Source organism: Streptomyces sp. CBMA291 (genome assembly GCF_014596525.1).
GTDB lineage: Bacteria > Actinomycetota > Actinomycetes > Streptomycetales > Streptomycetaceae > Streptomyces.
In genome coordinates, this window is the sequence record NZ_MSJP01000008.1 from 189,801 (window position 1) to 207,744 (window position 17,944).

Genomic DNA, 17,944 nt, shown 5'->3' on the forward strand with positions numbered 1-17,944 from the left:
GCGTCCGCCCCCGGCCTCCCGGGGGCCGTCAGACCCCGACCGGCTCCGCCTCGCGCGCCGCGGCCACGAGGGCTTCCGTCGCGCGGACGTCGATCAGCGGCAGCACCGACTCCAGGAGCTGGGCCGCCCTGACCTTTCCGGTCGGGCTGTACGGGATGGCGTCGACCGGCACCACGTACGCCGGGAGGCAGGGCACCCGGCGCGAGCAGGCGGCGCTGACCGCCCGGTAGCCGCTCTCCTGCCGTTCGGGCGCGACCGGGGTGAAGGGCACGATCAGGACCTCGCCCGCACCGGCGAGCCGGGTCCGCAGGACGGCGGTCTCCCGGACGCAGGGCAGGTCCATCAGGTCCGCCTCAAGCCCGAAGATGTTGACGTCGAGCGGCTTGCCGCCCTCCGCCTTGGCGACGCCGTCGTTGCGTCCGGTGAGTTCGAGCCGCCCGCCCTCGTCGACGAGACCGCTGTCGCCGGTGAGCAGGAACCGCTGGGTGCGCCCCCCGTAGTCGAGGGTCATGAACTCGGGCTCGCTGGTCGCGTAGCTGTCCATCAGCTGGTAGCTGGCTATGGCGACCCGGCCGCGGCTTCCCTTGGGCAGGGGCCGGTTCTCGGCGTCGAGGACGACGACGGTGTTGCCGGGCATCGGGCGGCCGGAGCGGGCGGGGGCCACGTGCAGTTCCTCGGGGCCGATCATGACGTTCACGCCGGTCTCGGTGGTCCCGTAGTAGAGGTGCAGGACGGGGCCGAGCCGGTCCCAGGCGTTGTTGATGACCCAGCGGTTGAGGTGGCGTCCGCCGGAGAGCACGAAGTGCAGCCGGGACGTCTTGTGCAGGTGCTCGGAGTCCGGGTGGGCGACGACCCGGGCGAGGACGGGCGGCACCATGAGGGTGGTCGACACGCCCTCCTCCTGGATGATCCGTATCAGCTCCCCCGCGTCCTCGTGCGCGCCGAGGACGACGGTGCCGCCGAGGGTGAGGAAGATGCGCGCCCAGCCCGGCCCGGAGGCGTGGTAGAGCGGCACGGTCACCAGGTGCACGTCCTCCTCGTCGAAGGCGTACTGGTCGACGAGGTCGGCGAATCTACGGGCCTCGAAGGAGGTGCGCCGGACGACCATCTTGGGCACGCCGCTGGTGCCGGAGGTGAAGGAGAAGGCCTCGAAGGGCTGCTCCACCGGCTGCGGGTCGCCGGGCGCCGACACGAGGAGGTCGGTGAAGCTGACCGAGACGGTCTTGCCGTCGGGCAGGTCGGCGGGCTCGCTGTCGATGAAGACGTCCAGGATGTCCCGGCCGCCCGGCCAGCCGCACTCCTCCACGAGGGCCCGGTGGGCCTTGGAGGTGATGACGACGGTCGGCTCCAGCTGGTCGAGCGCGGCGGCGGTGGCGACGGTCCCGGCGGTGTAGTCGAGGCCGACGCAGGGGATGCCGAGCGAGCTGACGGCGGCCATGGAGACCACCAGCTCCCAGCTGTTCTCGGCGAGGAAGACGGCTCGCGCGGGCCGCGTCTCGGGCAGCAGGTCCTGGATGGCGCAGGCCACCCGGCTGACCTTGTCGGCGAAGCTGGCCCAGGTCATCCGGGTCTCACCGTCGACGACGGCGATGCGCTGCGGCCAACGGGTGGCGTGCTTGCGGATGTCCGCGATCTTGATCATGGAGAGAGCTCCTGAAGTCGAAAGGTGCGGGGAGGACGAAGCCGGGGAGGTCGTACGGGGTGCGTGGGGCGCGTGCAGGGGGGCGTGGTGCGTGGGGCGCGTGCGGGTGCGCGGGGCGTGGGGCGTGGCTCCAGAGGTGCGGTGGGGGGATGCGGTACGGGGAGGGGTGCGGGTGCGGGTGCCCTAGGGGGTGGGGCCCTTAGGGGTGCGGGTCCGGGGTCCGGGGGTCAGCCGGGGTCCGGGGTCAATCGGGTCCCGAGGTCGGCCGGGCTCCGGGGGTCAGCCGGGCTCCGGGGTCAGCCGGATTCCTGGGTCAACTGACTCCGGCAATCGGCTAGTTCGTAAGTCAGCCGGTACCGGGGTCGTCCGGTCCCGGAGGTCAGCCGGGTCCGGGGTCAGCCGGGTCCGGGGCCATCCGGTTCAGGGGCCATCCGGTTCCGGGGTCAGCCGGAGGTGGTGGCGCCCGCTGCGACGGCCGCGGTGGCGTTGGCCGCCGCCGTGACCGTGGCGGCGGTGGTGGCCGCCGCCGAGACGGCCGCCGCGGTGGCGGCGAGCCGTTCGGCGGTCAGCCCGCCGAGCCCCGCCGTCAGTTCGGCCGTCAGCTCGGCCGTGAGCGGCACCGCCAGGTCGGCCGTGAGCGGCACCCCGCCGGTCGCGGCGCCCCGCGCGGCCGGATCGCCCGCCGAGGCGGTCGGGTTGCGCAGGGTGTAGATCTCGCAGCCGCTGGACCGCAGCGAGTCGATCTGACTGAGCGTCCGCTCGCAGAGCTTCTCGCCGGGGACCGTGATGGGGATGCCGGGCGGGTAGGCGATGATGAAGTGCTCGGAGGTGCCCGCGGCGAGCGCGGCGGAGGCGCTGCGGTAGGTGCGCTGGATGGTGCGCAGGGCGTCGAGGAGCCGGAGCAGGGTCGCCTCGTCCACACCGATGTGGATGTGGAAGAGGACGGCGTCGCCGCTCTCCCGGGCGACGTACAGCGCGTACTCGTCGAAGAGCATCCGGCGGAAGTCCGCCGCCGTGATCCCGAGGGCGCTGATGTCGACGAGGACCCGGGTGGGGTCGTCGCTGACGAGCTGCTCGGCGTCGGTGAGGTGCCCGTCGGGTCCCAGCGGGCGGTACGCGGAGAGGCGCGGGTCCGTGGCGAGTTCGACGCGCAGGGTGCGGGCGAGGCCCAGGGAGCGCCCGAGCAGCATCTCCCCCTCGGTCTCGGCCTGGAGCCGGGCCAGGTCGAGGCTGGCGAGTACGGGCCAGCTGGGCGAGGTGGTGTGGTGCTGGAAGAGTGCCTGGGCGGTGCGCTCGCGGGCCTCTCCGTCACCGATGAGGTGCAGGTACGAGCCCTGGCGGAGCGCGGACATCGACTTGTGCGCGGAGTGGGTGACGGCGACGTTCATGTCGAACCGGGGGTCTCCGGCGCGGAGCGTCTCGACGGCGTGCAGCGCGGTGAGCGGGCGCAGCCGGGGGTGGAAGCGGTGGGCCGCGCCCCAGGCCTCGTCGACGAGGACGGAGACGCCGGGGTGGACGGAGGCCAGCTCGGCGAGGACCGTGGGGAGGTCGTAGCGGACGCCGTCGTAGGAGACGGCGGAGAGCACGACGGTGTCGTACGGGCGGCCCTCGACGGCGGCGGCGCGGAACATCTCCAGGAGCCTGGGGAGGTCGGCGTAGGTGCGGGGGCACTGGTCGCAGCAGTTCTGCATCGGCGCGTACGAGACGCTGACACCGAGCGAGTTGAGGGCGAAGTGCACCGACTGGTGGCAGGAGCGGTCCGCGAGGACCCGGGAGCCGGGCTGGGTCAGCGCGGTCAGGGCGACCCGGTTCGCGGTGCTGGTGCCGGCGGAGAGGAAGAACGTGGCGTCGGCGCCGAAGCTGCGGGCGGCGAGACGCTGGGCCTCCCGGAGCGGGCCCCTGGGCCGGAAGAAGGAGTCGAGCATCGTGCCGCTGTAGGACACGTCGGCCGCGAGCTGCGCGGCGCCGAAGAGCGCCTCGTAGGTCTCCCTCATGTGGGAGTCGCGGATAGACCGGCCGTGCGAGAGGGGCAGCGCGTGGAACGTGGCGATGTCACGACGGGCGACTGCGAGCACGGCGTCAGCGAGGGGTGTGGTCCTGCCGTCCGGGTAGGCCCCGGAGCGAGCCGGCCGAGGGGCCGGCTCCGGAGTGGAGCTGGTGGATGCGGTCATGGAGCTATGAAATAAAAACCTTCGTGAAGGTATCAACTGTAATCAGCGAGCCTGATGGAGCCGGAACGAGGACGCCTTCCGGACCAGGAGTGATGACGGAGGGCGACGGGGGGCGCGGGGCGCGGCGGGGGCGCGATCGAGGGTGCACGACCGGGGCGGGGCGGGACCGGGAGTGCGGATCCACGAGGCGGCCGCCTTCGGCGTTTCGCCGTCGCCGCGCCCTTGACAGCGCTACTCGGCACACGGGATGGTACGTGTGCCAGATGGTACGGGTACCTTACTAAATAGTCTTCGGAGGCAGTGAGGATGGCTGTTCAGATTCGCGAGCTTCACCACATCGGGCTGGGGATGGGCAGCGCGACCGCCGATGCGGCGCGCGACTACTACCGCGACGTACTCAGCCTGACGCAGGACGCCGGGCGGTGGCACATTCCCGGCATCCACGGCTACTTCCTGGACATCCCCAGCGATGTGCAGATCCACCTGCTGGGCAGCGACGGGCCGTCGCCGTACAGCCAGGGGCCGGGCAAAGACCCCGTGGAGAACCACATCGCGCTGGCCGTCGACGACGTCCTGGAAGCCGAGGAAGAACTCAAGCGCCTCGGCGTGGACTACTTCACGCTCGACAACGTCGCCTCGCCGAACCTCAAGCAGCTCTTCCTGCGCGACCCCGCGAACAACCTCGTGGAGATCCACCAGCTCGGGTCGTGCCGGTGCCGCAAGAGCCAGCGCCCCGCGCCGGCCGGTCCCGCCGACTGACGCTTCACTCGGAAGAATCACCATGCTCTTCGACATCGCCGCCATGGCCGTCAAGCCGCGCTACAACCTGCTGGCCTCGCTGATCGTTCCCCGGCCGATCGCCTGGGTCACCAGCGTGGACGCGCGCGGCCGGCTCAACGCGGCGCCTTTCTCCCTCTTCAACCTGGTATCGGGGACTCCCCCCGTCGTGGTGCTCGGAATAGGCAACCGCGAAGAACGCCCGAAGGATTCCGCCCGCAACATCGTCGAAACCGGCGATTTCGTGATCAATCTGGTCAGTGAAGAACTGCTCGGGGCGATGAACGTCACCGCCGTCGAATTCGCCGAGGACGTCGACGAAATCGCCGAGGCGGGCCTCGCGACGATCCCGTCGCACGCCGTCGGTCCGCCGCGCATCGCGCGCAGTCCGGTCTCACTGGAATGCACCTACACGCGCACCGTCGAACTCGGCCAGGGCCGCAATCTGTTGATCGGCGAGATCGTCTACGCCCATGTCAGGGACGACGTGATCCTCAACCCGGACCGCGGATACATCGACGCGGCGCGGATGAACCTCGTGGGACGGATGCACGGCGGCGGCTGGTACACGACCACCACCACGCCTTTCCGTGTTCCCGGGATCCCGGCCGACGGATCACATCCGACCGCGTCTTCGCCGGACCCTCAGGAACCGGAGTCGGGGTCCTTGAGGTGAACCCACAGCTTGCCGAGGATGCGCTGCAAGTCCTCGCGGTCGCGGTCGTCGAGCGTGGAGACCAGATCCCGGCACGCGTCCTCGAAAACCGGTACCGCGTCGGCCACGAAGTCCTCGCCGGTCGGCGTGATCTCGATGGGCGTGCTGCGGCGGTCCTGGACCTGCCGGGTCCGGGCGATGAGCCCGCGCTTCTCCAGCCAGTCGATCACCCCGGTGGCGCTGGCCTTGGAGATCCCGAGGTAGTCCGCGATCCCGCTGGGTGTCTGCCGCATTCCCCGCGACGTGTCGTCCTCGGCGGATTGCGCGGCGAAAATCATCAGGACGTCGAGCTTGTTCTCCGAGATGCCGAGCCGGTCCAGCCTGCGGTTCACCGCGGCGATCACGTCGTCCGCCACCCAGAGCATGGTCAGACCGAGTGCGGCCGGGCTGATGTCGCGGTCCGGCGCGGACCGCGACAACACGCGCAGCACCGGGCTCATCGCCTCCGCCGCCGTCCGCTGGACACGACGGGTGCCCGACGGCCGCCGACGGCGTCCGGAAGCGCTGTTCTGTGGCAAGGACATTCCCCCAGTCTAGGCCGCACCCCGTAACTGCCGGGCCGTCAGCGCACCGGCCCAGGCGCCCCTGGGAACCGCCGAAAACAACCACGAACCGAACGGAGACAGACAGCAGTGCTGACCGCCGCCGAAATTCAGAACGTCGCCGAGCAACTGGAGAACGCGCAGATCACGCGTCAGCAGATCCGGCAGGTCTCGCTGTCGTATCCGCACATGACGATCGACGACTCCTACGCCATCCAGCAAGCGTGGATGGCCATCAAAACCGAATCCGGGCAACGCGTTCGGGGCCACAAGATCGGCCTGACATCCCGTGCCATGCAGATGTCGTCGAACATCACCGAACCCGACTACGGAGTTCTGCTCGACGACATGTTCTTCGCCGACGACGCGAACCTCCCCATGGATTCCTTCATCGTCCCCCGCGTCGAAGTGGAACTCGCCTTCGTCCTCGGCACCGAACTGTCCGGCCCGAACTGCGGCGTCGTGGACGTCCTCGACGCCACCCGCTACATCATGCCCGCACTCGAAATCATCGACGCTCGCATAGAACAGCAGGACCGGGACACCGGCCGGACCCGGACGGTGCTGGACACCATCTCCGACAACGCGGCCAACGCCGGAGTGGTCCTGGGCGGACGGCCGGTGCGCCCGGCCGACGTCGACCTGCGGTGGGCCGGCGCGATCTGCTACCGCAACGCGGTGATCGAGGAGACCGGCGTCGCCGCGGGGGTGCTCAACCATCCGGCAGCCGGTGTCGCCTGGCTGGCGAACCGGCTGGCCGCCCGGGGCGTCGTGCTCGAACCCGGCCATGTGGTGCTGTCGGGATCGTTCACCCGCCCGGTCTTCGCCCACCCCGGGGACACCTTCCACGTCGACTACGGGCCGCTGGGTTCCCTCGCGTGCCGGTTCGGCACACGCACCGAAGGGGCAGGCGCATGAACGAGCACGCCTTCCTCCAGGCCGACCGGGAAGGCCCGTCGCTCGGCCTGTGGCTCGGCCTGGCCAACCCGTACACGGCCGAACTCTGCGCGACCATCGGGTTCGACTGGGTGCTGGTCGACTCCGAGCACGCGCCCAACACCCTTCAGACCGTCGTCTCCCAACTCCAGGCGATCGCCGCGACACCCGCCGTACCGGTGGTGCGACCGCCGACCTCCCGGCCCGAGGCCATCAAGCGGTACCTCGACATCGGCGCGCGCACCCTCCTCCTGCCCATGATCGACGGACCGGAGCAAGCCGCGGCGGCGGTCGCCGCCACGCGTTACCCGCCGGAGGGAACGCGCGGCGTCGGCAGCGCGCTGGCGCGCGCGTCGCGCTGGGGGCAGGACACGGAGTACCTGTCGACCGCGAACGACCGCACCTTCCTGATCGCGCAGATCGAGTCTCCGCAAGCCGTCGCCTCGATCGACGACATCGTGGCCGTGGAGGGGATCGACGCGATCTTCATCGGCCTGTCCGACCTCGCCGCGACGATGGGCCATCTCGGCGAGCCGACGCACGCCGGTGTCCTCGCGGCCTTCCGGTACGTGGCCCAACGCGCGCACCACGCGGGCAAACCCGTGGGCACCCTGGCCGGAAATGAGCGGCTCGCGACGATCGCCAAGGCGGCGGGCTGCCAGTTCATCGCCGTGGGCACCGACGTCGGACTGCTCACCCGAGGGGGCGCGCAGCTCCTGAGCGCCCACCGGACCGCCGAGCGGCCCGCCCGGCCCGCCGTGTACTGAACGTCCGACGCGCACCACACGGTGGTCCGGTCAGCGCTCCGGGGCGACGCGGCCGACCTCGATCTCCGCCGTCGAGCGGGCCCCCAGCGCCCGTAGCGCGTCGGAGACGACGAGCGTGATCCAGGCGCCCGCGTCGACCGTCCACTCCGGCGCGACCGCGGTGAACACCACCCGGCGCGGGCCGCCTTCCCCTACGGGATCGACGGCGCCGCCTTCCCCTACGGGTTCCGGGTCCTCCACCCGGAGGACCCGGTGTGCCCGCGCGGTCACCAGGGCGCGCAGCTCCTGCGGGTCCACGGGCTCCCCCGGAGTGGTCTCGACGGTGACGCGGGTGGCGGCGGACGGGGCCGACAGGGCGTACCAGTCGGCGTCCGAGCGCAGGGCGAAGCGGGCGTCAGGGGCGAGCCCCAGGGGGAGGCGGGTCGCGAGCCGGGTGAAGCGGAGGTCGCCGACGCGCGCGAGGGCGTCGGCGAGCACCCGGGCCATGGGCAGGACGGGCAGGAGCTGCGAGCGGAGCCCGACGGCGGGGTAGCCCGTCAGCCAGGCCAGCCGCCGTTCCTTCCCGTCCCGTGACCAGTCGCCCCCGGCGTCGGCGAACCCCCACCGCTCGCCGTCCAGCGCGCCCGCGCCCAGCAGCGTCGTACTCCACCCGTACGCGAGGGCCCGTTTCACCGCCAGGCTGTACAGGTCCTCGTCCAGGTCGTGCGCGGCGACGACCTCGTCGAGCCAGGGGTGCGGTGTGTGCACCCCGTGGACGGCGACGGTCATCGTCGGACTCGCCGAGGCGGGCGCCACGCCCATGTTTTCCCCCTGGGGATCAACCGGCTCCGCAGGCGAGGACCTGCGTCGGAGTCACCAGTTTCTCCGGCGTATCCGCCTCGCCGATGATGTCGACGTCCACCCGGCTGCGCCACTTCGTCTGCGCGCCGCCCACACAGGTCTTGCGGGCGTTGGCCCGTCGGGAGCTGCCGCCGCCCTGCTTGACGGTCTTGGAGCCGGTGGCGACCGTACGCCAGCCGCCCCCCGACTTCTCCACCTGCAATTCGACGGTGACCTTCGCCTTCGCGCTGCCGCCGTCCGGATCGATCCACCACCCGTGGGCGGAGGCGGTGATCGGCGGGGTGCTGGAGATGTGCACCCGGTCACCGGCGGTGAAGAAGACCCCGACCCCGGTCTCCCGAGTGGAGGTGGTGGTGACGGACGGCTGGTCTCCGTCGGACGCCCACGCGGGGACCGACCAGGAGAGCACGGTGGCGAGCGCCACGCACAGCACACGCGAGGCGACAGGACGAGCACGCACAGGGGACCTCCAGAAAGCGGAAGACACGTGCCCGGATCCTGCCCGCGCCGCCCCCGCTCCCCGCCCCTCCCCCTAGGGGATTCACGTTCGAAGGGTGAATCCGGAGTCCCTGACGCCCCTAAGGGCCCCGGCGTCCCTGAGGGCCCGCTCCCGACCCCCTCCGAAGCCCCCCGGGGGCGGGCCCCGAAACCCCTAGGGTCCCGAGACCCCTAGGGTCCTGAGGGTCCCGGCTTCTCCCGGCGGCCGATCTGCGAGCGCACCGCGCCCATGCTCGCCGCGATCACCAGGGCGATGGCGAGGGCGTCCGTCAGGACGAGGGACTGATGGAGGACGAGGAAGCCCGCCGCCGCCGCGATGGCCGGTTCCAGGCTCATCAGGATCGCGAAGGTCGGTGCGGGCAGCCGGCGCAGGGCGAGGAGTTCCAGGGTGTACGGGAGGACCGAGGACATCAGGGCGACCCCGAGTCCCAGACCGAGCGTCGACGGGACGAGAAGCCGGTCGCCCGACTCCAGGATGCCGAGCGGCAGCGTCAGGATCGCGCCGAAGCCCATCGCGAGCGCGAGCCCGTCCGCCTGCGGGAAGCGGCGTCCGGTCCGCGCGCTGAACACGATGTACGTGGCCCACATCGCGCCCGCGCCCAGCGCGAGCCCGGCACCCGCCGGATCGAGCCGGTCGAAACCGCCGCCGCTGAGCAGCACGACCCCGCCGAGCGCGAGCCCCGCCCACAGCAGGTTCACCAGGCGCCGGGAGGCGATCACCGAGAGGGCGAGCGGACCCAGGACCTCCAGGGTCACCGCCGCGCCCAGCGGTATCCGGTCCACGGCCAGGTAGAAGAGGGTGTTCATGCCCGCCATCGCCGTACCGAAGGCGACGACCGTGCCCCAGTCGGCACGCCCGTACCCGCGCACCTTGGGGCGGCAGACGATCAGCAGGACGGCGGCGGCGAGCGCGAGCCGCAGCGTCACCACGCCGAGCGCGCCCGTCCGGGGCATCAGGAGCACGGCGACGGCGGAGCCGAACTGTACGGAGAGCCCGCCCGCGACGACGAGCGCGACGGGCGCGAACCGGTGGCCCGCGATCCCCCGGGCGCGCGCGCCCCGCACGGCGGCCATCGGCTCCGCGCCGACCACGGCACCTCCCGTCGGGGCCGCCTCCTTCACCGGACTCTCCACCGCACGACTCCTCACACGTTCATCATCTTGCACTTACAGTGCAGGATAGTGCACCGCAAGTCCCCCTTCGCCTCCCCGCCCCTCCCACGCTACGAGCCCCCGCCCACAAACGCGGAACGCCGGGGTGTGCGCACGGCGACACCGCGAGAACACCCCGGCGCTCCGGGTGATCCCCGGGGTCCCGAGGTACGCCGGCCCCGCCCCGGCTTCGCCCGGACATGCCCCTGCCCGCCACCCGCCCCTCAGGGCTCCTCCCCCAGTCCCTCGTCCAGGCCCTCCGCGAGGAGTTCCGCCAGGTGCCGGGCGCGCCCGCCCGTCAGGTCGGCGATCTGGGTGCGGCAGGAGAAGCCGTCCGCCAGGATCTCCGTGTCCGGGGCCGCCGCCTGGAGCGCCGGGAGCAGCCGGTCCTCCGCGCAGGCCACCGACACCTCGTAGTGGCCTGGTTCGAAGCCGAAGTTGCCCGCGAGTCCGCAGCAGCCGCCGACCGGGCCGCCGGTGAGCCCCGCGCGCTCGCGCAGCCGCCGGTCGGGCCCTTCGCCCAGGACGGCGTGCTGGTGGCAGTGGGTCTGGCCGGTGACCGGGCGGTCCAGACGCGGCGGGCGCCAGTCGGGGGCCAGTTCCTCCAGGGCCTCGGCGAAGGTACGGACGGAGGCCGCGAGCCGGGCCGCCCTCGGATCGTCCGGAAGCAGCTCGGGCAGATCGGTGCGGAGGGTCGCCGCACAGGAGGGTTCGAGGACGACGACGGGACGGGGGGCGGGGGCGGGGGCCCCTGGGGTGGGGCCGTGGCCGGATCCGTTCCCGGGGCCGGATCCGCTCCCGGCAGCGACGGCATCCGCCCCCGCCCCCTCCGCCCCGTACAACGTGTCAAGCGTCCCCCGCATCACCCGTCTCGCCGCTCCCAGTTGCCCCGTCGACACATAGGTGAGCCCGCAGCACACCCGCCCCCGGGGCAGGGCGACGCCGAGTCCCGCCGCCTCCAGGACCCGTAGGGCCGCCCGGCCCACCTCGGGGGCCAGATGGTCGGTGAAGGTGTCGGGCCAGAGCGTCAGGGCCGGCGGGCGGGACGAGGCGCGCTCGGCGAACCAGGAGGTGAAGGTGCGATCGGCGACCCTCGGCAGGCTCCGCTCCGGGGTCACCCCCGCCCACCGCGCGGCGAACGGCAGCCGCGCCGCCGCGTTCAGCGCCCGACCGAACAGATCCAGCCAGTGCGGCAGCCTGCCCATCGTCCAGTGGGAGCGCGGCCGGCGCAGGAAGCCGAGCGGCCCCGCGTAGTGCCGGTCGAGGAACTCCGCCTTGTACGCGGCCATGTCGACGCCCACCGGGCAGTCGCCGCGGCAGCCCTTGCAGGACAGGCAGAGGTCCAGCGCCTCCATGACCTCCGCCGAACCCGCCCCTCCGGTGATCACCTCGCCGAGGGCCATCTCGTGCAGCAGCCGCGCCCGGCCCCGGGTCGAGTGCTTCTCCTCCCCCGTCGCCCGGTACGAGGGGCACATCACGCCCGGCCCGGCGACCGGGCCCGTCTCCCGGCACTTGGCCACGCCGACACAGCGCGCGGCGGCCCGCCCGAGACCCGTAGGGGGCAGTCCGGCGAACCGCAGCCCCTCGTCGAGGGCGCGGGGCCGGACGAGCATCCCCGGGTTGAGACCCCCGTCGGGGTCCCACACGTCCTTGACCGCGCCGAAGAGGGCGACCAGCTCGTCCCCGTACATCCTGGGGAGGAGTTCGGCCCGCGCCTGCCCGTCGCCGTGTTCCCCGGAGAGCGAGCCGCCGTGCGCGACCACCAGACCGGCCACCTCCTCGGAGAAGCGGCGGAAGTCCCGTACGCCTCGGCTCGTCCACAGGTCGAAGTCGATCCGGACGTGGACGCAGCCGTCGCCGAAGTGCCCGTAGGGGGCTCCCCGGAGGCCGTGCGCGGCGAGGAGGGCGCGGAAGTCGCGGAGGTACGCGCCGAGGCGGGCGGGCGGCACCGCGCAGTCCTCCCACCCCGGCCAGGCTTCGGTGCCGTCCGGGAGGAGGGTCGCAGTGCCCGCCGCGTCCTCCCGGATGCGCCACAGCGCCCGCTGCCCCTTCGGGTCGGTCACCACGGTCGCGTCGAGCGCGTCCGCCGCCCGCACCAGACGCCGGGCCGCGGCCTCCCCGTCGGCCTCGCAGAACAGCCAGGCACCGCCCCGGGGCAGCCCCGCGCTCCCGTCCCGTACGAGATCGGCGGCCATGCCCTCCACGGTCAGGGGGCCGTAGGGGAGGAGGCCGGCCGCGGCGTCGGCCGCGGCGCTCTCGTCGGCGTATCCGAGGACGACGAGCACGGGCGCGGCGGGCAGCGGGACCAGCCGCACGGTGGCCTCCGTGACCACCCCGAGGGTGCCCTCGCTGCCGCAGAAGGAGCGGGCCACGTCCACCCCCCGCTCGGGCAGCAGTGCGTCGAGGGCGTACCCCGAGATCCGGCGCGGGAGCCCTTCCGGGTAGCCGGTACGGAGGAGGGCGAGGTTCCGCCCGACGAGATCGAGGAGCCCGGGAGGCGCGGCGGACCCGGCCCCGCGCCCGGCCCCGGCCCCGCGCCCGGCCCCAGGCTCGGCCCTGGGCGCCCCTAGGGGAAGCCCCGCCCCTAGGGGAACTCCCGCCCCTCCCCCGGCCCCCAGCGTCAACCGCTCGCCCCGATAGGTCATCACTTCCAGGGAGCGCACGTTGTCCGCCGTGGTGCCCCAGGCGACCGAGTGCGCCCCGCAGGCGTTGTTGCCGATCATGCCGCCGAGGGTGCAGCGGCCGTGCGTCGACGGGTCGGGGCCGAAGGTCAGCCCGTACGGGCGGGCCGCCTCCCGGAGCCGGTCGAGGACGAGCCCGGGGCGGACGACGGCGGTCCGTTCCACCGGGTCGAGGGAGACCACCCCGGCCATGTGCCGTGTGAGGTCGAGCACCACGCCGGTGCCGGTCGCCTGGCCGCCGATGGACGTACCGCCGCCGCGCGCGACGACCGGCGTCCCGTGCGCCCGGCACACCGCGAGCGCCGCCGCGAGATCGTCGGCGTCACGGGGCGCGACCGTACCGACCGGCACCCGGCGGTAGTTGGAGGCGTCCATCGTCGTCAGGGCGCGCGCGGCGGCGGAGAAGTCGACTTCTCCGGCGACGGCCGCCCGCAGCTCCGCCGCGAGTCCGGCGGCTTCCCGGGCCTGTTTCTCGTGTGTTCCCACAAGGCCAGGATGTCTCACTTCTCGTCTCATCCGGCGGACATGCGGCGACCGGCCCCTTCCCGACCCGATACCCTCCGCCTCGTGGCTGATATCCAGATTCCCGCTGACATCAAGCCCGCCGACGGCCGTTTCGGCGCGGGCCCCTCCAAGGTGCGTACGGAGGCGCTGGACGCCCTGGCCGCCACCGGCACCTCCCTCCTCGGCACCTCCCACCGCCAGGCTCCGGTCAAGAACCTGGTCGGCGAGGTGCGTTCCGGTATCCGCGACCTCTTCTCCCTCCCCGAGGGGTACGAGGTGATCCTGGGCAACGGCGGCTCCACCGCCTTCTGGGACGTGGCGACCCACGGGCTCATCGAGCAGAAGTCCCAGCACCTGACCTTCGGCGAGTTCTCCTCCAAGTTCGCGAAGGCGGCCAAGCTGGCCCCGTGGCTGGCCGAGCCGACCGTGATCTCCGCCGACCCGGGCAGCCACCCGGAGCCGGTGGCCGAAGCGGGCGCCGACGTCTACGCGTACACGCACAACGAGACCTCCACCGGTGTCGCCGCCCCGATCAAGCGGGTCGCGGGCGCCGACGAGGGCGCGCTCGTCCTGGTCGACGCGACCTCCGGCGCGGGCGGTCTGCCCGTCGACATCGCGGAGACGGACGTCTACTACTTCGCCCCGCAGAAGTCCTTCGCCGCCGAGGGCGGTCTGTGGCTGGCGGTCTTCTCCCCGGCGGCCCTTGAGCGCGCGCAGCGGATCCACGCCTCGGGCCGGCACATCCCCGAGTTCTTCTCGCTGCCGACGGCGATCGACAACTCGCTGAAGAACCAGACGTACAACACCCCGGCGCTCTCGACCCTCTTCCTGCTCGCCGAGCAGCTGAAGTGGATCAACGGCCAGGGCGGTCTGGACTGGGCGGTCTCGCGTACGAAGGAGTCCTCGGACGCGCTGTACGGCTGGGCCGAGGAGTCCAAGTACGCGACGCCGTTCGTCACGGACGCGGCGAAGCGCTCGCAGGTCATCGGCACGATCGACTTCGCGGACGAGATCGACGCGGCGGCGGTCGCGAAGGTCCTGCGCGCCAACGGCATCGTCGACACCGAGCCGTACCGCAAGCTGGGCCGCAACCAGCTGCGGATCGCGATGTTCCCGGCGATCGACCCGGCGGACGTGCGCGCCCTGACGGCGTGCGTGGACTACGTGATCGGCAAGCTGTAACGACGCCCCACGGCACACAGCCGTACGGAAGGGCCCGGCACCGGGGACGCGGTGCCGGGCCCTTCGCCGTTCCCGCGGTCTACCAGTCGGTGAGGTCCACCACGCGGCGGCAGTGGGGGTCGTCGCCGGGGGCCGAGGTCCGCCACGCCTCGTCGAGCAGCGAGGAAAGCGCCGCGAGGAGAGCGGTGAGCGCGCCACCGGGCCGTACGTCGACCGCGCTCACGCCCGGCACCTCGTCGCCGTCCACGTAGAGGCGCAGCAGCCCGTCCTCCCTGAAGCGGAACCCGCGCAGCGCCGTGTCCGCCCGGGTCGGCCGCTCGGGGTGGGCGAGGCAGCGCAGGAGGGTGGCGGACCAGTCGTCGTGGGTGAAGGGGGCTTCCTTCACGCGCGCCGGATCGACCTTGAGGAGTTCCATGCCGAGGACGGTGGAGACGGCGTTCGCGGGGTAGATGTGCGTCCCGGTGTGTACGGCGCGCAGCAGGGCGACGACATCGTGCGAGGTGAACAGGTCCTCGCCCGAGCGGAGGGGGATCTCGTACGCCTTCAGCCGCGCGGGCACCCGCTCGCCCCGCCCCCCGAGGGCCACCCGAACCGCCGGGGAGTCCAGGGGAGCGGGCAGCACCGCCCGCACGTGCTGGTCCTCAAGGAGGGGCGCGTGGACGTACTCCAGGAGGAGGCTGGCCACGTCCCTCTGAAGGTCCTCGATCTCGTACTCGTCCTCGTTCACCGGGCTACTCATTCACCCAGTGTGGGCACTTGGTCATGCCCTTGCAGTAGGCGGTGATGACGCCCACGACGTTGCCGGGACCGGCGTCGTACTTTCTGTCTGCGGTCTTGCAGGCGTACCGCGCCTTGACGACGATCTGCACGCTGCGGTGTCTCGGGTGGGAGGCCCATCCCCAGTACTGGATGTTGGCGCCATCCACCTTGTCCACGTTGCCCCGGAGCGGGATGTTCACGATGGCGCACTTCTTGATGTTGTGCTTCCCGGAGAAGTGGTTCCATCCGAGTTCGCCGTTGCCCACGCGCGTGGGGATCTTGCGTCCGTCAGGGTCGGTCGCGTTGCACTTGACCCTCTTGTCCCAGTAGGGGCCCGGGGCCGCATGAGCAGGGGCGACCGATCCGGTCAGGAGCATCGCTACCACAGCGCCCTGCAACACGCTTCGAGTGATGTGCTCACGGCGGGGATCATCGCATCGGGAGCGGGCGAAGAGGGCGTCGCTGGTTCCCGCTCACCCGATCGGACCACCGCCTGCCGTCAGCGGCGGCGGAAGAGGCGTTTCGCGCCGAGGACCAGGACGGTGGCGCCCGCGAGGACGAGGAAGCCGACGAAGGCGTTGCCCTCGTCCTCCTTCCCGGGCGCGCCCTGCGGGTCCTTCGTCGCGCCCGAGGGTCCGGTCCCGGTCCCTGGAGCGGCGGACGACGGGCCGGTGGGCGTCCCGGCGCCGGGGCTGTCCACCCGGAGGACCCGGCTGCGCTTCCCCTCGGAGCCGAACATCAGCGCCGCGCCGTCCCTGGTGTACGTCACCGACTCCGCCTGGCCCTGGAACGGCACCGGGACGTGCTTCCCCTCGCCGTCGAGGCTTCCGCCGCCCGTGCCGCCCTCCTTCCAGGCGTACTCCTCGGCGCTGAAGTAGCCGCGCAGGGTGAGCCGTCCGCCGTCCGGCGAGAACGCGCCATCGGTCACCCACGGCACCTCGCCGATCCGGCGGAAGACGTTCGTCCCCGAGGCCGAGAGCCGCTCGGGACCCGCGTACAGCCCGCCGCCGCTCTGCTTCTTGCTGGCTATGTACACCCGGCCGGTCTTCGGATGGACCATGAGCGCCTCGGCGTTGCGCGGACCGTCGGCGTACTTCACGACGTACTGCTTCGCCGACACCGTCTGGTCCTTGAGGACCTTCGGCTCGGGGAAGCGGTAGATCCACACGTGGTCCCAGGTGCCGTCGAGGTTGTCGCCGATGTCGCCGACGTAGATGTCACCGTCCGGCCCGACCGCGATGGCCTCCATGTCCCGGGGGGTGCCGACGCCCTTCATGGTCAGGGTCGCGACCGTCTCACCCGTACGGGAGTCGACGCCGTAGATCAGGGGCGCGTCCTGGTCGTTGTGCGTCCAGTAGATCCCCGGGTGGGCCCGGCTCGCGGCCAGCCCGCTGGACTCGGTGATCCTGGAGTCCTCGATGGTGAAGTCCCGGTCGGGCTCCGGCCCTTCGGCACGGGCGAGACCGGCCGGAAGCAGCACCAGGGCCGCCGCCGTGCCGAGGGCGCAGAGAGCAGATCGCATGCCCCCAGCCTCCCACGACCGGAAAAACCCCGAAGGGTCCCACCCTTACGGGGCCCGCCCCCTACGGGGTCCCACCCCCACGGGTCTCCCCTTACGGGCCCGCCGCCCGGCCGCCGTGGCTCAAACGAGATCGCCGAACTCTCGCCGGAAACTTCGGCGCGATACGGTCCGCGCCATGGGGAGAAACCTTCACAGTGGAGGTCGGCTCAGGCCGATCGATCTCGCGCGTGGACACGGTCTGTCCACCCAGGCGATCAGGGAGTACGAGGAGTCGGGCATCCTGCCCGCCACACCTCGCACCCCGCACGGTGACGGTGACGGCGCCCCGCACCCGGCGGCGCTGCGCGCGTTCCTCGCGCTGCTGCCCGGCCACGGGCACCGGGTGACGGCGGAGATCATGCGGGCGGTCAACGAGGACCGGGTGGAAGAGGCGCTCCGGCTGGTCGACGAGAGCCACGCCCTGCTCCTGGAGGACCGCAGGGCACTCGCCGCCGTGGAACACGCCCTCCGCGACCTCGACGAGGGAACCGGCACGACTCCGGACGCCCTCGGCGCGACTCCGGGCGCCCTCGGCACGGTCGGCGCCCCCGGTACGGTCGGCCTGGCTGGCACGGTCGGCGCGGTCGGCGCCCCCGGCACGGTCGGCGTGGCTGGCACGGTCGGCACCCCCGGCGTCCCGGGCACCCCCGGCACCCCCAGCTCTCCCGACCTCCCCGGCACCCCCAACCTCCCCGGTATCCCCGCCGCCACCCCCTCCGGCGTCGTCTTCATCGGGCCCCTGGCCGCCGGGCTCGGCATCCGACCCGCGACCCTGCGCAAATGGGAGCGCGCGGGCCTGGTCCGGCCGCACCGCGATCCCCTGACCGGATACCGGGTCTACGACCAGACGGCCGTACGGGACGCCCACCTGGTCCATCGACTGCGCCGGGGCGGCCAACTCCTGGAACAGATCGCCCCGTTGATCGAAAGCGTCCGCGCGGCGGGCGGCCTGGACCCGCTGGGCGCCGCCCTGCGCGACCGGCGCCGCAGACTCGCGGACCGGGGCCGGGCGATGCTGACGGGAGCGGCGGAACTCTCGGCATACCTCGACGAGCGGGACCGCGACGGCCGGGACCGCGACCGGGGCGGGGACGCCGTCCGGGAGGAGCCCGCCACCCCGGGGTCCCCCAAGGGGGAGACCCGGACCCCTACGGTCCCCTCCCCCCGTGGTCCGGATCACGTCGCCGGTGCGGGAAGACGTCCGCGATGATGTGACC

Annotated in this window: 16 protein-coding genes; 6 read left to right on the forward strand and 10 right to left on the reverse strand. The window is 72.5% G+C overall.

Features of this window, described 5'->3' with window-relative positions:
• Positions 1 to 28: 28 nt before the first annotated feature.
• Together BU197_RS02205 and BU197_RS02210 are read right to left on the reverse strand one after the other, a co-directional pair.
• The gene (locus BU197_RS02205; RefSeq protein WP_188266426.1) at positions 29 to 1,642 is read right to left on the reverse strand and encodes a class I adenylate-forming enzyme family protein; all 1,614 of its coding nucleotides are present in this window, start codon (positions 1,640 to 1,642) and stop codon (positions 29 to 31) included.
• Positions 1,643 to 2,085: 443 nt separating this feature from the next.
• Positions 2,086 to 3,813: an arginine decarboxylase gene (locus BU197_RS02210; RefSeq protein WP_188266427.1), complete on the reverse strand. Its 1,728-nt coding sequence runs from the start codon at positions 3,811 to 3,813 to the stop codon at positions 2,086 to 2,088.
• Positions 3,814 to 4,119: 306 nt separating this feature from the next.
• Between BU197_RS02210 and BU197_RS02215 the strand changes: the two genes are divergently transcribed.
• Both BU197_RS02215 and BU197_RS02220 read left to right on the forward strand, forming a co-directional pair.
• Positions 4,120 to 4,572, forward strand: coding sequence for a VOC family protein (locus tag BU197_RS02215; protein ID WP_188266428.1), 453 nt, complete (start codon positions 4,120 to 4,122; stop codon positions 4,570 to 4,572).
• 22 nt (positions 4,573 to 4,594) lie between these two features.
• Positions 4,595 to 5,266: a flavin reductase family protein gene (locus BU197_RS02220; protein ID WP_188266429.1), complete on the forward strand. Its 672-nt coding sequence runs from the start codon at positions 4,595 to 4,597 to the stop codon at positions 5,264 to 5,266.
• On the opposite strand, the gene BU197_RS02225 is transcribed toward BU197_RS02220, so the two are convergent.
• Complete coding sequence (locus BU197_RS02225) at positions 5,236 to 5,829, reverse strand: MarR family winged helix-turn-helix transcriptional regulator (RefSeq protein WP_188266430.1); 594 nt, start codon at positions 5,827 to 5,829, stop codon at positions 5,236 to 5,238. The two genes, BU197_RS02220 and BU197_RS02225, sit on opposite strands and share 31 nt — an antisense overlap.
• Positions 5,830 to 5,937: 108 nt before the next feature.
• On the opposite strand from BU197_RS02225, the gene hpaH reads away from it, so the two are divergent.
• Both hpaH and BU197_RS02235 read left to right on the forward strand, forming a co-directional pair.
• Complete coding sequence (hpaH, locus tag BU197_RS02230) at positions 5,938 to 6,765, forward strand: 2-oxo-hept-4-ene-1,7-dioate hydratase (RefSeq protein WP_188266431.1); 828 nt, start codon at positions 5,938 to 5,940, stop codon at positions 6,763 to 6,765.
• Positions 6,762 to 7,550, forward strand: coding sequence for an HpcH/HpaI aldolase family protein (locus tag BU197_RS02235; protein ID WP_188266432.1), 789 nt, complete (start codon positions 6,762 to 6,764; stop codon positions 7,548 to 7,550). Before hpaH ends, BU197_RS02235 begins: the two co-directional genes overlap by 4 nt.
• Before the next feature lie 30 nt (positions 7,551 to 7,580).
• Here BU197_RS02235 and BU197_RS02240 read toward each other — a convergent pair whose 3' ends face one another.
• From BU197_RS02240 to BU197_RS02255, 4 genes are all read right to left on the reverse strand, one after another.
• On the reverse strand, positions 7,581 to 8,351 hold the full coding sequence (locus BU197_RS02240; RefSeq protein ID WP_188266433.1) for a hypothetical protein: 771 nt from the start codon (positions 8,349 to 8,351) through the stop codon (positions 7,581 to 7,583).
• 16 nt (positions 8,352 to 8,367) lie between these two features.
• Positions 8,368 to 8,850, reverse strand: coding sequence for a hypothetical protein (locus BU197_RS02245; RefSeq protein WP_188266434.1), 483 nt, complete (start codon positions 8,848 to 8,850; stop codon positions 8,368 to 8,370).
• A 209-nt stretch (positions 8,851 to 9,059) separates the two neighbouring features.
• Positions 9,060 to 9,962: an EamA family transporter gene (locus BU197_RS02250; RefSeq protein ID WP_188266486.1), complete on the reverse strand. Its 903-nt coding sequence runs from the start codon at positions 9,960 to 9,962 to the stop codon at positions 9,060 to 9,062.
• 302 nt (positions 9,963 to 10,264) lie between these two features.
• On the reverse strand, positions 10,265 to 13,237 hold the full coding sequence (locus tag BU197_RS02255; protein ID WP_188266435.1) for an FAD-binding and (Fe-S)-binding domain-containing protein: 2,973 nt from the start codon (positions 13,235 to 13,237) through the stop codon (positions 10,265 to 10,267).
• Positions 13,238 to 13,288: 51 nt separating this feature from the next.
• On the opposite strand from BU197_RS02255, the gene serC reads away from it, so the two are divergent.
• Positions 13,289 to 14,407, forward strand: a complete 1,119-nt coding sequence (gene serC, locus BU197_RS02260; protein ID WP_188266436.1) for a phosphoserine transaminase — start codon at positions 13,289 to 13,291, stop codon at positions 14,405 to 14,407.
• Positions 14,408 to 14,486: 79 nt separating this feature from the next.
• On the opposite strand, the gene BU197_RS30165 is transcribed toward serC, so the two are convergent.
• The 3 genes from BU197_RS30165 to BU197_RS02275 form a co-directional block, all read right to left on the reverse strand.
• Positions 14,487 to 15,146 (reverse strand): hypothetical protein, encoded by a 660-nt coding sequence (locus BU197_RS30165; protein WP_223182769.1) that lies wholly within the window; start codon positions 15,144 to 15,146, stop codon positions 14,487 to 14,489.
• Positions 15,139 to 15,543, reverse strand: a complete 405-nt coding sequence (locus BU197_RS02270; protein WP_223182770.1) for a hypothetical protein — start codon at positions 15,541 to 15,543, stop codon at positions 15,139 to 15,141. Before BU197_RS02270 ends, BU197_RS30165 begins: the two co-directional genes overlap by 8 nt.
• Positions 15,544 to 15,665: 122 nt before the next feature.
• On the reverse strand, positions 15,666 to 16,688 hold the full coding sequence (locus tag BU197_RS02275) for a WD40 repeat domain-containing protein (RefSeq protein WP_188266437.1): 1,023 nt from the start codon (positions 16,686 to 16,688) through the stop codon (positions 15,666 to 15,668).
• Between the two features lie 175 nt (positions 16,689 to 16,863).
• Between BU197_RS02275 and BU197_RS02280 the strand changes: the two genes are divergently transcribed.
• Positions 16,864 to 17,937 carry a MerR family DNA-binding transcriptional regulator gene (locus BU197_RS02280; protein ID WP_188266438.1) on the forward strand — a complete coding sequence of 358 codons (1,074 nt, stop codon included), beginning with the start codon at positions 16,864 to 16,866 and terminating at the stop codon, positions 17,935 to 17,937.
• Positions 17,938 to 17,944: the final 7 nt, after the last annotated feature.